Here is a 13798-nt window from a genome sequence, read left to right as displayed (position 1 = left end):
AGCATCCGCTTCATCGCTCCCTGAGATCGTCGGCGACGAGAAGCCTGCGCAGGGTGTTGCGTCCGAGCGCGCTCATCGGAGGGTTGGACTCGACGTAGTACCAGACGAGGCCCATCGCCTGCTGGAGAGCCCATGCGGCACCTCGGTTCCATTCCAGGTCGTCGGCGTCCAGCTCTTCGCGGAACACGGTGCGCGCGTCGGCATCCAGCAGATGCCACGCCGCCACGAGGTCGAGCGATGGGTCGGCCGGGCCGAAGCCGCCGCCGTCGAGGACCCCCGCGAGCCGGTCGCCGTCGAGCACGAGGTTTCCTGGAATCAGGTCGCCATGTGTCATGGCGAGACCGCTCGCGTCGGGAAGCTCCCGCATGCGGGCCCACATATCGCGCAGTTCTGGCACCGGCAGCATCCCCTCGCTCTTCTCGAAGCAGGTCGCCATCCACTCGTCGGAGTCCCGGAGATCACCTCCGCGTCCGCGGCCGCTGAACGGTCTGCCGCCGGTGTCCGCCCGGCGTAGGGACAGCACGAGCTGTGCGAGGTCGCGGGCGAATACCGGTGAGTGCGAGGCTGCGTCCGGGGTCGCCTCCTCGCCCGGGATCCAGGTCTGGATCGACCATGGCAGGGGATATCCGGGGCCCGGAGCGCCGATCGCGAACGGAACCGGCGTGGGAACGGGAGACACAGCGGCGAGTTCGCTCATCGCCGCCGCTTCACGGACGAGCATGTCCCCGACTTCTGCCGGGGCTGCCGGATTCAGCGGGAACCGCGCGGCGTGATGCTCACCGATCCGGAAGATCGCGTTCACGGTTCCGTGATCGCCGACCCAGCGCAGAGGCTCTGCCCGCCACTGCGGGAACTGCTCGACGATGAGCCGACGTGCGGTGCGCTCGTCGACGTCTATCTGGTCGGCATGCATCTTCACTCGACCGACGATATCCGTGGGTTGCTTCCGAGGCCCCTCAGCAGCAGCGTTCCGATCCGGCGCTTGGTAGCGTCGTCGGGTGAACTCCGCGAGCGTCCTCATCCTGCACGGCTCCCCCGGGTCGGGCAAGAGCACGCTGGCTCGGACTATCTCTGAACTGCTCAGAGCCGGCGGCGTGGCTCATGGCGTCATCGATGTCGATGAATTGAACCTCGTCTTTCCATCTCCCCGTCGCGACTTCTGGCTCGCCAACCTTGCAGCGATCTGGCCCAACTACGCGCAAGTGCCCGACATTCACGTGATCATCCCCACCGTCGTTGCGGACGCCGAACGTCTCGATCAACTCCGCGCCGCGGTCCCCGCGGCGTCGTTCGTCGTCTGTGAACTGACGGCTCCAGTCGACGTACTCAAAGCAAGGGTCACTGAGCGCGAACCAACCGACGAGTGGAGGGAATCGCTGCGCTCCTGGGTCGACCACCACGCCGGCCGCACTGACCTAGAAGAGATCCGCGACATCTTCGTGTCGACGCACGATCAGAACGAGGACGAGTCCGCGCGCGAGGTGTTGCGGGCTCTTGGCTGGGGTTCTTTCTGACGCGCTGTCGCGACCCGCGCTGAAACCGCGCCTCGCTCTGGAGCACGCGTGGGCTGCAATCGATCCTCCGCCGAAGCGTTTCCGAACAGCTGCCTGAACGGCTGTGGCACCCGACTCCCAGCTCAGTCTGCCGGCACCGCCGTGGTCGTCATCACCAGCGTCTGCGGATCACTCATCTCCAGCGCGACCGAGATAGAGGCGAACGCGCTCAAGGAGCTCACGTGCGTACCGCCGCACGGGATCACGGCATTCCCCTCGGGCAGCTCGCAGCGCCAGCGCCGCCGGTCGATGATCGTCGGACCATCGGTCTCGATGCCGCTCGCAGCGCCCGAGGCCACCCACGTCGCCAGCTGCGCGTTGACGCGCCGCTCGAGTTCCGGGAGCGTCGATGCGAACGTCTCCGTGTCGAATCCGGCCTTGCGCAGGCTCTTCCCGAGTCGATACTCGTCGACGCTGCCGTCCACGTGGATGCGACTGGTCTGGTTCGCCCGCCCCTCGAAGTCCGGGTTCCCAAGAGCGTCGACGCCGGGATCCTTGCGCCACAGGTCGGCGACGGCGAGATCGAGCGCCAGCGAAGCGAGGTGACATGCCGTGTGACCGCGGCTGAGACCGTCGCGACGCGACTCATCGACGTGAAGCGTGACGGCCGCTCCGGGTGTCAGCCACGCCGGCGGCTCTGCGGCATCGAGCCGATGCCCGACCAGCCAGGTCCAGCCCTCAGCGCCGCGCTTGACCGGGATGTCCGCGCCGACGGCGAACGAGTCATCGTCGCTGACGGCGGCCATTACCGCCTCCACAACGGTGGCAGAGTCCTCACCACGGCTGAGCGTCCCGGCATCACCAGGCTGATCCGGCCAGGTGTGATCGACCGGGTGGAACGGGGTCTGACCGACGACGAACACCGCGCCGTCGGGATGAGAGTGCACTGCGGAGACGATGCCCTCTGCGCGCAGCTCGCCGTCCGGAAAAGTGACCAGTGTCGCCGACATCACGCGGTGATGACCTGCGCAGTGCCGGTCGCGGCATCCGGACCCATCTCGTCGGCGATGCGGTTCGCCTCCTCGATCAGCGTCTGGACGATGTCGGCCTCCGGCACGGTCTTGATGACCTCGCCCTTGACGAAGATCTGACCCTTGCCGTTCCCCGATGCCACACCGAGGTCGGCATCCCGCGCCTCACCCGGCCCGTTGACGACGCAGCCCATCACGGCCACGCGCAGCGGGACGGTCATGTCCTTCAGGCCCTCGGTCACGCTGTCCGCGAGCGTATACACGTCCACCTGCGCACGACCGCACGACGGGCACGAAACGATCTCGAGCTTGCGCTCGCGCAGGTTCAGCGACTGCAGGATCTGGTGGCCGACCTTGACCTCCTCGGCGGGCGGCGCCGACAGCGAGACGCGGATCGTGTCGCCGATGCCCTCCGACAGCAGGATGCCGAAAGCCGTCGCCGACTTGATCGTGCCCTGGAATGCGGGGCCCGCCTCAGTGACACCGAGGTGCAGTGGCCAGTCCCCCCGCTCGGCGAGCTGACGGTACGCCTTGACCATCACGATCGGGTCGTTGTGCTTGACCGAGATCTTGAAGTCGTGGAAGTCATGTTCCTCGAAGAGCGACGCCTCCCACACGGCGCTCTCCACGAGCGCCTCCGCGGTGGCCTTCCCGTACTTGGCGAGGATCCGCTTATCGAGCGAACCTGCGTTCACGCCGATGCGGAGCGAGACACCGGCAGCCTTCGCCGCCTCGGCGATCTTGCCGACGTTGCCATCGAACTCACGGATGTTCCCGGGGTTCACGCGGACGGCACCGCAGCCGGCGTCGATCGCCGTGTAGATGTAGCGGGGCTGGAAGTGGATGTCGGCGATCACCGGGATCTGACTCTTCATCGCGATGATCTTCAGCGCATCCGCATCGTCCTGATGCGGCACGGCGACGCGCACGATCTCGCAGCCGGAAGCCGTCAGCTCGGCGATCTGCTGGAGAGTCCCGTTTATGTCGGTCGTCTTCGTGGTCGTCATCGACTGCACGCTGACGGGCGCGTCGCCACCCACCAGCACCTTGCCGACGCTGATCTGACGGGACTTGCGACGAGGGCTCAGGACTTCGGGGACGCTCGGCATCCCAAGATTGACTGCAGGCACGATCTCAAGGTTACGCGGCCCAGATCGACAGGGGCTGGAAGCGCAATCGCGGCATGCCGCACTGTGATAGTTTCAGCGCATGCGCACAACCACCTGGTGGCCCGTCTTCTAGGCGGTGCGTTCGCATTTCACGAATCCAGACCGCCTCCGGGGCGGTCTTTTCGTTTGCCCGAGCCGGAGCACTGCACAGGAGACATCGATGACCGATACCGCAGCCCTGCTCGCCGATCTGGTGGACGATGCCGACGCATCCTTCGTGCTCATCGCACGCGACGGCGCACAGAGCGTCGAACTGCTCACCGGGGCCACCCGCGACGTCGACCTGCTCGCCGACATCCCGCTCACAGTCGACGGAACACCGCGCGAGGTGTTCGCCATGGTCCCGTACCGCCAGGTGCGCGAACGCGGGTTCGAGGCGACCGACGACGGCACCCCGCTGCGCTGCCTGATCGTCGACCAGCACCGTGATCTCCCGCTCGAGGAGATGCTCGCCGCACTTCCCGACCACACCGTGCCGCTCACGGATGCCGGTTTCGACATCAGCGATGAGGACTATGCCGAGGTAGTCAGCCGTGTCATCGCCGACGAGATCGGCCGCGGCGAGGGCGCGAACTTCGTGATCCGTCGCGACTACACCGCCACCGTCGATGCCGAGGAGCGCAGCACCGCGCTCGCCTGGTTCCGCGCCCTGCTCACGCACGAACGCGGCGCCTACTGGACGTTCGCCGTCATCACTCCCGGCCACATCGCGGTCGGCGCCAGCCCCGAAGCCCACGTGGTCGCACGCGACGGCATCGTCACCATGAATCCGATCTCCGGCACCTTCCGCCACCCTGCCGGCGGCGCCACGAAGGAGACCCTGATCCACTTCCTCTCCTCCACCAAGGAGACCGAGGAGCTCTTCATGGTCGTCGACGAGGAGCTGAAGATGATGAGCGCCGTCTGCTCCGACGGCGGCCGCATCACCGGTCCGCACCTCAAGCAGATGTCGCGCCTCACCCACACCGAGTACATGCTGCGCGGCCGCAGCCGCCTGGACCCCCGCGACATCCTCCGCGAGACGATGTTCGCGCCGACCGTCACAGGCTCTCCGATGCAGAACGCCTGCGCCGTGATCCGCCGGCACGAGACGACGCCGCGCGGATACTACTCCGGCGTCGCCGCCCTGTTCACCCCGAACGGCGAGGGCGGACATGACGTCGACGCGCCGATCCTCATCCGCACCGTCTATCTCGAGGACGGCCGGCTTCGCGTGCCGGTGGGCGCGACACTCGTGCGCCACTCCGACCCTTACGGCGAGGTCAGCGAGACGCACGGCAAGGCCGCCGGCGTTCTCGGCGCGATCGGAGCGATCCCGCGCGACACCACCGCCGCGATCAAGGCGGACCCCGACGAGCCTGCGACGGAGACGCCCCTGGCCGACGATCCCGAGGTCTCAGCCCTCCTCGCCTCGCGCAACTCCCGCCTGGCCGAGTTCTGGCTGAACCCCCAGGAGGATGGATCAACGGGCCCGTTCGCCGGTCACACGGCGCTGGTCGTCGACGCGGAGGACCGCTTCACGACGATGCTGGCGCACCAACTGCGCCACCTCGGCCTCGACGCGAGAATCGTGCCGTGGCACGAGGTTCAGGATGCCGAGATCGACGCGGCCGAACTGGTCGTCGCCGGCCCCGGCCCTGGCGACCCGCGCGACGCGACCTCGGAGCGCATCTCCCGCATGCGGGAGCTCGTCGGCCGCCGCCTCGACCAGGGCGCTCCCCTGCTCGCCGTGTGCTTGAGTCACCAGATCCTGGCGGACCGGCTCGGTCTGAACCTCGCCCCGCTCGCCGCCCCGCACCAGGGGCTGCAGAAGACAGTGCCGGTGTTCGGCGAGGACGCGTCGATCGGGTTCTACAACACGTTCACGGCACGGGTCTCCCCCGGCTCGGAGACGCACGGCGTGTCCGCCGACCCGAGTACCGGAGACGTCTACGCCCTGCGCGGCGACGGCTTCGCCAGCGTGCAGGGGCATCTCGAGTCGATCCTGTCGCGTGACGGCATCCGCACCCTCGAGCGTCTGGTGACACACGCGCTGCGCTGAGGTCAGCCGGTTCGACGCTCGTTCCAATCGACCATGCCGGATGCATCGATGACGCAGAAGCGATTGCCCTCCGGATCCTCCATGATGATGTAGTCGGCGTCGGCGGGCCGGCCATCCCATTCGATCACTCGTGCGCCGAGCCCCCGGAGCCGGTCGACCTCGGCGCTCTGATCATCGGCGTACAGGTCGAGATGCATGCGAGGTGGGAGCACGCGTTCGGAGTGATGAGCGTCGAGCGAAACTTCGGGCCCTCGTCCGTCGCGCGCACGCAAGACGACGAAGTCCGTCTTCACCGGCTCACGCACTTCGTAGTCGAGTGCGCGCGTCCAGAAGTCGGTCTGTGCGGCCATGTCCCGCACGCGGAAGACGATCGATCCGACGATCAGCATCGCGCCAGTCTAGGAGAAGCGCGATGTCATTGGAACAGGTTCACCGGGTTCACGACGTCGGCGATCATCAGCAGCGCTCCCATGGCGATCAGCAGCACGGCGACGACGACCGTCAGCGGCACGAGCCTGGTCGCATCCACGGGTGCGGGCGGCGGGCGGCGGAACAATTTCGCCCACGCACGTCGGATGCCGTCCCACAGCGCCACCACGACGTGACCGCCGTCCAGCGGCAGCAGCGGAATCAGATTGAACACGAACAGGGCGATGTTCAGGGAGCCCAGGAGGCTCAGCAGCACGACGAACCGATTCATGATCGGAGCATCCGTCGAGGCGACTTCGCCTGCCAGACGTCCGACGCCGACGACGCTGAGCGGCCCGTCCGGGTCGCGGTCGGCGCCGGTCACCAGCGACGAACCGACGTCCCAGAGCTTCACGGGCAGCTGCACGATCAGCTCCGCCACGCGTGCCACGTTGTCCCCCGCCATGACTGCCCCGGTGCCGATCGGCTGCGGCATGAACCCCATCTGTGCGCCCATGCCGACGTAGCCGACCTCTGCGACGACCTGCTCGCCGTCGGCATCCAGCCGCGGCTGGCCGCCGGCATCCGTCAACGCGCGCTCCGCGGCGATCGGCGTGATCGACAGACGCACGTCCTCGCCGTCGCGGGCGACCACCAGTTCAAGAGTCTGCCCTGGAGACGCCTGCACGATCGCCGTCGCTTCCGCGAAGTCGTCCAGCGGCGTCCCGTCGATCGAGACGAGCACGTCACCGGGGAGCACACCGGCCTCAGCAGCCGGCGAGGCCGGATCACCCGGCTCGCACTCGGTCTGCGTCGTGCCGGCCGGGACCACGCACTCGTTGACGCTCGCGATGGTCGTCGTCCCCTGCTGAAGTCCGATCCCGGATGCCAGCACCGTGAAGATCACGACTGCGAGGATGAGGTTCATCACGGGGCCGCCGAGCATGACGATGATCCGCTTCCAGACCGGCAGCCGGTAGAACACGCGCTCCTCGGAACCCTCGGCGATCGTCTCGTCGTTCGCCGACCGGGCGTCCTGCACGAGGGATCCGAACAGACCACGCACGGGCTTGCCGTCGGATGCCGGATACATCCCCGACATGGAGATGAATCCGCCGACCGGCAGCGCCTTGATGCCGTATTCGGTCTCGCCGATGCGCTTCGACCAGATCCGCGGACCGAAGCCGATCATGTACTGTCCCACTCTCACGCCGAACAGCTTCGCCGGGACGAGATGCCCGATCTCGTGCAGCCCGATCGACAGGCCGAGGCCGATCAGCATGAACACGATGCCGACGGCATAGAGCAGGATTTCCACGAGCCAACGCTACTGCGCGCGAACTAGGAATCCGCCGCATAGGCTGGTGCGGTGACCTCCCGGCAGCTGCGACTCCTGCGTGGGTCCGCCGCATCGTCGGTCGCGACCATCATCGCCGCGGTCTCGCACACCATCGGCGGCGGTGCCGCACCGCATCCGCTGCTCATCGCGGCTCTCAGCGTCTTCCTCACGCCGATCGCCGCTCTGCTCGTCGGCAGGCGCCTCAGCCTGCCGAGACTGACAGCGACGGTCCTGCTGTCGCAGAGCGTCTTCCACGTGCTCTTCGTCGCGCTGAACGCCACCGTCGCGTCGAGCGTCGCGAGCACCGGGCACCAGCACACCCTCGTCCTCAGCCCGCTCGGCGAGAGCGTCGCGCCGGATGCGGGGATGCTCGCCGCTCACCTCCTCGCGGGCATGCTGACCGTCGCCCTGCTGTGGCGTGGCGAGAGCACGCTCCGCGCGATCGCCCGGTGGGCGCGCGCGGTGCTGCGCCGGCACGTGCCGCAGCCGTTCCCGGGCTGGCCGGTGCCGGCATCCATCGCGCGGACCGCGCGCGTCTTCGTCTCCACGATCATCGTCGGCGACGTCACCCTTCGAGGCCCACCGGATCTCTCCCGCGGCTGATCAGCCGCACACGTGTCACCCCTACATCCACCGCGGATTCCGCGCGCCACAGACGCGCCCGCACGCAGAGACGACTCTGCACACGTACAGGAGAAACCATGTCGAAAACCCGTCGCGGCGCGCTCGTCGCCGCCCTCGCCGCGGGCCTCGTGCTCGCGGCTCCCGCCGCAGCCCAGGCGCACGTCGGCGTCAGCCCCGACACCGTCACCCCTGAGGGGTCGGCCGTGCTCGCCTTCTCGTTCACGCACGGCTGCGAGAACTCCCCCACCACGGCGCTGCGCATCACGATGCCCGATGGCCTCACCTCTGTCGCACCGACGGTCGATGCGACCTGGGATGTCGCCGTGGAGCGCGCAGACAACGGCCTCGTGTCGGCGGTCACCTACACCGCCACCACGCCGATCCCTCATGATCTGCGCGGCGAGGTGACGATGGCCGTGCGGCTCGGCGAGGACGCCCCTGAGACCCTCGCGTTCCCGGTCGAGCAGCAGTGCGAGACCGGAGCGAACGAGTGGGTCGAGATCGCCGAGGACGGCGAGGATCCGCACGACCTCGACTCCCCCGCGCCCGTTGTCAGCGTGAGCGACACGGCGGATGCAGGGGCGGACGCCGGTCATGGCGAGCACCCGGATGCCGCGGCCGAGAGCTCAGCGGATCCCGCGCCCGCCGTCGGCATCGCACTCGGCTCGGCGGGACTGCTCGCCGGCATCGTCGCACTCGTGATCACGATTAGGGGCTCTCGCCGCTCCACGCGCTGATCGCCTGCTCCGCCGGTCCTCGGGGCGCGCCGGGCACCTGCTCGACGCGCCCCGGGGATCGCGCGTGAGATCATTGACGGGCTATGTCGACTCAGCCCAGCCTCCCTCCTGTGCTCCGTCCGGACGCTCCGCCACAGCGGGCCCTGACGGACCTCGCCACCCGATTCGGCACCGCCACCCGCGGTGAGCTCGATGGCGTCATCCTGACCGGAATCACCCTCGCCACTGCCGACCTCCGCCCCGGCGACGTGTTCGTCGCGATCCGCGGGGTCAATCAGCATGGTGCGGTCTTCACCGCGACAGCGGCCGAAAAGGGTGCGGTCGCGGTCGTGACCGATCAGGATGGCGCTGACATCGCCGCCGACTCCGGACTGCCGATCGTGATCGTGGACGACCCGCGCGGCGTGCTCGGTGCGCTCAGCGCCTGGGTCTACGGCACCGGAGCGGATGACGACCTCCCGCTGCTGTTCGGAACCACCGGGACGAACGGCAAGACCAGCGTCACGCATCTGCTGGAGGGCATCCTCCGCCAGCTCGGCGTCGTGACGGGCCTGTCGTCCACCGCCGAGAGGCACATCGCGGGTGACGTCATCATCTCGCGGCTCACAACACCGGAGGCCTACGAGACGCACGCGCTGCTGGCCTTGATGCGCGAACGCCGCGTCGAGGCTGTGGCCGTCGAGGTAAGCGCGCAGGCGCTCTCCCGCCGCCGCGTCGACGGCATCGTCTTCGACGTCGCCGGATTCACCAACCTCTCGCACGACCACCTCGACGACTACGCCGACATGACGGAGTACTTCGAGGCGAAGCTGCCGCTGTTCCGCCCCGACCGCTCCCGCCGCGCGGTGATCTCACTCGACTCAGCCTTCGGCGCCGACGTCGTGGAGGCATCCGAGGTGCCCGTGGTGACCGTGGGGACCCCGGCGATCGCCGCCGACGCGGACGAGGCATCCCGCGCCGACTGGGTCGTCACCATCGACGAGGAGCGCCAGCGCGGCACCCGGTTCACGATGACGGGGCCCCAGGACCGCACGCTGACGACCGTCGTCCCCGTGATCGGCCCGCACATGGCGGCGAACGCCGCTCTGGCGATCGTCATGCTGCTCGAGGGCGGCTACGCGTGGGAGCGCATCACCGGAGCGCTCGCACGCGACGGGCGCATCGACGCGTACCTGCCGGGGCGCACGGAACTCGTCTCCGGCGAGCGGGGCCCGGCCGTCTATGTCGACTTCGGGCACACGCCCGACGCCTTCGTGAAGACCCTCGCCGCCGTCCGCCGTGTCACACCCGGACGCACGGTGATGCTGTTCGGCGCCGACGGCGACCGCGATGCCACCAAGCGCCGCGACATGGGCCGCACCGCCGTGGAGGGCAGCGACATCCTCGTCATCACCGATCACCACCCGCGGTTCGAGGATCCGACGTCGATCCGCGCGACGCTGATCGCCGGCGCGCGCGACGCGCAACCGGATGCTGAGATCCACGAGTTCTCGCCGCCGGAGAAGGCGATCGTGGCCGCCGTCGGAATGGTCGACGAGGGCGACGCGATCCTGTGGGCAGGGCCCGGCCACCAGGACTACCGCGACATCCGCGGGGTCCGCACGCCGTACTCGGCGCGCGAGCTTGCGCGGCGCGCTCTCCGGGATGCCGGGTGGCCGGTGCCGGAGCCGCACTGGCCTGTTCCGTACGCCGACTGAGCGGTTGCCGCAGCGGGAGAGGCTTCGACTCGCTCCGCTCGCTCAGCCCGTTTCGTCTCCGGCGCTCCGCGCCTTCGCTCAACGACCCGCAGAAGTCACCGATACGGATCGTTGAGCGAGGAGGGCAGATCGCGGGTCGTTGAGCGGAGGAGCCGAAGGCTCCGCAGAAAGCACCGATACGGATCGTTGAGCGAGGAGCGCAGATCGCGGGTCGTTGAGCGGAGGAGCCGAAGGATCCGCATACGAAACGCGTTGAGCGAACGCCAGCGAGTCGAAACGAGTTCAGCTGGACGCGATGACCCGGTCGGCGGTCTCGCGAGCCCACGTCTCGGCGTCCGCCAGTGACTCGACCGTCAGCGCGTCCGGCGCCTCGTGCGCATCCACGACGCGTGCGATCGTATCGACGATGCCGAGGAACGGCAGCCTTCCCTCGTGGAAGGCGTCGACGGCCTGCTCGTTCGCGGCATTGAAGACGGCGGGGAACGTTCGGCCGGCCCGTCCGACGCTCTTGGCAAGCGCGACCGAGGGGAACGCCTCGTCGTCGAGCGGTTCGAACTCCCAGCTGGTCGCCTGCGTCCAGTCCAGCGGGCGCCCGACGCCGCCGATGCGATGCGGCCAGTCGAGCGCGAGCGAGATCGGCAGCTTCATGTCCGGCGGCGAGGCCTGAGCGATGGTCGAACCATCGATGAACTCGACCATCGAGTGCACGATCGACTGCGGGTGCACGACGACCTGGATGTCGTCGTAGTCCACGTCGAAGAGCAGATGGGCTTCGATGACCTCGAGCCCCTTGTTCACGAGCGTCGCCGAGTTCGTCGTGACGACGCGTCCCATGTCCCACGTCGGGTGCGCGAGCGCCTCGGCCGGGGTGACATCGGTCATCTGGGCGCGCGCGCGTCCGCGGAACGGTCCGCCGGATGCCGTCACCACCAGGCGCCGGATCTCATCGTGCGTTCCCGACCGCAGCGCCTGCGCAAGTGCGGAGTGCTCCGAGTCGACCGGCACGATCTGACCTTCTGCGGCCGCCGACTTCACCAGCTGACCGCCGACGATCAGCGACTCCTTGTTCGCCAGCGCCAGCGTGCGGCCCGCCTTGAGCGCCGCAAGCGTCGATCCGAGCCCGATGGAGCCGGTGATGGCGTTGAGCACCACATCCGCCTCGACGTCACGGACAAGCTGCTCGGCTTCGTCGGCGCCCAGCGCCGTGTGCTCCACCTGAAACTTCTCCGCCTGCTGGGCCATGAGCTCGGCGTTGCTGCCGGCCGCGAGGCCGACGAGCTCGAACCTGCGGGGGTTGGCGCGGATCACCTCCACCGCCTGGGTGCCGATGGAGCCTGTGGAACCGAGGACGATGATGCGACGCATGCCGCCAGCCTAAGCCCCGGCGAGAGGCGCTATGCGGCGGCCGGGTGCATCGTGGCGAGGATGTCGATCACGAAGACGAGAGTCTGACCCGTGAGGTCCTCGTCGTTGATCTCGCCTTCGCCGTATCCGAGAGCCGGAGGGATCACGACCAGCACCTGGGAGCCGACCTTCTGACCGGCGAGCGCCTGCACGAAGCCCGGCACGTAGCCGTTGCCCTCGCTCGAGATCGGTGCGCCGTTGGCCCACGACGAGTCGAAGACCTCACCGGACTCCCAGCCCACGCCGTGGTACTGGAGCAGCGTGGTGTCGCCGTCCTCGACGGCGATGCCGTCACCCTCCTTGAGCACCGAGATCTGGATCTCGGTCGGCGCATCGCCCTCGGGGATCTCGACAGTGGGGGCGCCCTCGTCGTCGAGAGTGACGGCCGGCGCGCCGTCAGCGGGAGCCTGCTCTTCGCCCCACGCCGCGGTCGGGACGACGTCGAGCACATCGAGGATGTAGAACTGGGCCGCCGCGTCCTCGGTCGTCGGGAACACGATCGACAGGCGCGAACCGACGGTCGCGCAGCCGATGAGCTGGCCGAGCGGTGCATCCGCTGTCAGCTGAGCGGGAAGAAGCTCGCCCTCGGCGTAGCCGGCGTCTCCGAGGCGCTCGCCCGAATCGCCGTCGAACGCGCTGAGCGCGTAGCTGACGTAGTCGCCATCCGCGATCGCGTCGCCATCACCCTCGCTCAGGACGGTGCGCTGCGCTTCGTCGACCTGCTGGCCGAGTTCGAAAGTGGCGGTGGAAGCCGCACCGAAGTCGCCCTCGATCTCGACCTCGTCCGACGCCGTGCCGGAGTCGACCGCAGCGGAGCACAGATCCGTCGGGGCGCCGTCAGCGTCATCGCCTGTCGTGCCATCGGTCCCCGTGCACCCGGCCAGCAGCAGCGTGGCGGCAGTGAGAGTGGACAGGGCGATGAGCGAGCGTGTGCGCACAGTGAAACCTCGGATCTTGAGCGGGGACCAGTACATATTGTCGCACTCGCCTTTGCTCCCGCTGAACGACGCTCATTCCGCGGACGGAATGGATCCGGGAGTACCCTGATCCGATGACCTCTGCGCAGTCCGGCACCTCTGAGACCCCCGACGTAGAGACCTCGGACGAAGGCGCGACGCCGCGCCGCGCGGGCTTCACCTATGCGCTGGGGCGCGCCATCATCGGACCGCTGGCACGTCTCATCTACCGTCCGCACGTCGAGGGCCGCGACCTGGTTCCCGCACACGGACCCGTCATCTTCGCCAGCAACCACCTGTCGTTCATCGATTCGATCGCCATCCCCGTCGCCGCGCCCCGCCCTGTGCACTTCCTGGCCAAGTCCTCGTACTTCGAGGGCCACGGTGTCGCCGGCGCCGCCAAGCGGTCGTTCTTCGAGGCGATCGGCGCGATCCCGGTGCGGCGCGGTGCCGGCCAGGCGGCGCTCGATGCGCTGGACCAGCAGCGCCAGCTGCTCGAGGAGGGTCTCGCCGTCGCGCTCTACCCCGAGGGCACCCGTTCGACCGACGGCCGGCTGTACAAGGGCCGCACCGGAGTCGCGTTCCTCGCGCTGCAGACCGGCGCGCCGGTGGTTCCGGTGGGCCTGATCGGCACCGACAAGGTGATGCCCAAGGGTGCGAAGCTCCCCTCGACCAAAGAGCGCATTACGGTCCGGTTCGGTGCGCCGATCGACGTCTCCGTGCACGGCCCCGCGACCAGCGGCAAGGCGCGTCGCCTCGCGACCGACGAGATCATGGCCGGCATCCACGCCCTCAGCGGCCAGGAGCTCGCCGGCGTCTACAACGAGCCGCCCGCGCAGAGCCCGATCGAGAAGATCAAGCAGGCGCTCCCCCACGAGCGGCGCTGACCCTTCCACAGG

General features: G+C 68.6%; 13 protein-coding genes. 6 read left to right on the top strand and 7 right to left on the bottom strand.

Annotated features, from left to right (window positions below; all coding sequences use genetic code 11):
* Nucleotides 1-10 precede the first annotated feature (10 nt).
* On the bottom strand, nt 11-913 hold the full coding sequence (locus IM776_RS06725) for an aminoglycoside phosphotransferase family protein (protein WP_194422539.1): 903 nt from the start codon (nt 911-913) through the stop codon (nt 11-13).
* A gap of 85 nt (nt 914-998) precedes the next feature.
* Here IM776_RS06725 and IM776_RS06720 point away from each other — a divergent pair, with 85 nt between their 5' ends.
* Nucleotides 999-1514 (top strand): ATP-binding protein, encoded by a 516-nt coding sequence (locus tag IM776_RS06720; RefSeq protein ID WP_194422215.1) that lies wholly within the window; start codon nt 999-1001, stop codon nt 1512-1514.
* 122 nt (nt 1515-1636) lie between these two features.
* Here IM776_RS06720 and IM776_RS06715 read toward each other — a convergent pair whose 3' ends face one another.
* Together IM776_RS06715 and ispG are read right to left on the bottom strand one after the other, a co-directional pair.
* Entirely contained in the window at nt 1637-2503 is an 867-nt protein-coding gene (locus IM776_RS06715; RefSeq protein ID WP_228479953.1) for an alanyl-tRNA editing protein, read from the bottom strand.
* The gene (gene ispG / locus IM776_RS06710) at nt 2503-3633 is read right to left on the bottom strand and encodes a flavodoxin-dependent (E)-4-hydroxy-3-methylbut-2-enyl-diphosphate synthase (protein ID WP_194422538.1); all 1131 of its coding nucleotides are present in this window, start codon (nt 3631-3633) and stop codon (nt 2503-2505) included. The genes IM776_RS06715 and ispG overlap by 1 nt, the downstream gene beginning before the upstream one ends.
* 220 nt (nt 3634-3853) lie before the next feature.
* Here ispG and IM776_RS06705 point away from each other — a divergent pair, with 220 nt between their 5' ends.
* The gene (locus IM776_RS06705; protein ID WP_194422213.1) at nt 3854-5734 is read left to right on the top strand and encodes an anthranilate synthase family protein; all 1881 of its coding nucleotides are present in this window, start codon (nt 3854-3856) and stop codon (nt 5732-5734) included.
* Nucleotides 5735-5736: 2 nt separating this feature from the next.
* On the opposite strand, the gene IM776_RS06700 is transcribed toward IM776_RS06705, so the two are convergent.
* Nucleotides 5737-6123: a VOC family protein gene (locus IM776_RS06700; protein ID WP_194422212.1), complete on the bottom strand. Its 387-nt coding sequence runs from the start codon at nt 6121-6123 to the stop codon at nt 5737-5739.
* Between the two features lie 26 nt (nt 6124-6149).
* A complete protein-coding gene (locus IM776_RS06695; RefSeq protein WP_194422211.1) occupies nt 6150-7460 on the bottom strand; it encodes a M50 family metallopeptidase in 1311 nt (436 codons plus the stop codon).
* A 51-nt stretch (nt 7461-7511) separates the two neighbouring features.
* Here IM776_RS06695 and IM776_RS06690 point away from each other — a divergent pair, with 51 nt between their 5' ends.
* The 3 genes from IM776_RS06690 to IM776_RS06680 all read left to right on the top strand — a co-directional run bounded on the left by IM776_RS06690 (nt 7512) and on the right by IM776_RS06680 (nt 10539).
* On the top strand, nt 7512-8084 hold the full coding sequence (locus IM776_RS06690) for a hypothetical protein (protein WP_194422210.1): 573 nt from the start codon (nt 7512-7514) through the stop codon (nt 8082-8084).
* Between the two features lie 98 nt (nt 8085-8182).
* On the top strand, nt 8183-8842 hold the full coding sequence (locus tag IM776_RS06685) for a YcnI family protein (RefSeq protein WP_194422209.1): 660 nt from the start codon (nt 8183-8185) through the stop codon (nt 8840-8842).
* Between the two features lie 83 nt (nt 8843-8925).
* Nucleotides 8926-10539: a Mur ligase family protein gene (locus IM776_RS06680; protein ID WP_194422208.1), complete on the top strand. Its 1614-nt coding sequence runs from the start codon at nt 8926-8928 to the stop codon at nt 10537-10539.
* 282 nt (nt 10540-10821) lie between these two features.
* Here IM776_RS06680 and dxr read toward each other — a convergent pair whose 3' ends face one another.
* Together dxr and IM776_RS06670 are read right to left on the bottom strand one after the other, a co-directional pair.
* Nucleotides 10822-11904: a 1-deoxy-D-xylulose-5-phosphate reductoisomerase gene (dxr, locus tag IM776_RS06675; RefSeq protein ID WP_194422207.1), complete on the bottom strand. Its 1083-nt coding sequence runs from the start codon at nt 11902-11904 to the stop codon at nt 10822-10824.
* Between the two features lie 29 nt (nt 11905-11933).
* The gene (locus tag IM776_RS06670) at nt 11934-12881 is read right to left on the bottom strand and encodes an FKBP-type peptidyl-prolyl cis-trans isomerase (protein WP_194422206.1); all 948 of its coding nucleotides are present in this window, start codon (nt 12879-12881) and stop codon (nt 11934-11936) included.
* Between the two features lie 113 nt (nt 12882-12994).
* Between IM776_RS06670 and IM776_RS06665 the strand changes: the two genes are divergently transcribed.
* Nucleotides 12995-13786, top strand: coding sequence for a lysophospholipid acyltransferase family protein (locus IM776_RS06665; RefSeq protein ID WP_194422205.1), 792 nt, complete (start codon nt 12995-12997; stop codon nt 13784-13786).
* The last annotated feature ends 12 nt before the right edge of the window (nt 13787-13798 follow it).

Origin of the sequence: Microbacterium abyssi (genome assembly GCF_015277895.1) — a bacterium.
Taxonomy (GTDB): domain Bacteria; phylum Actinomycetota; class Actinomycetes; order Actinomycetales; family Microbacteriaceae; genus Microbacterium; species Microbacterium abyssi.
Note: the sequence above shows the minus strand (reverse complement) of the source record. Positions and strands in the feature narration are given on the sequence as shown.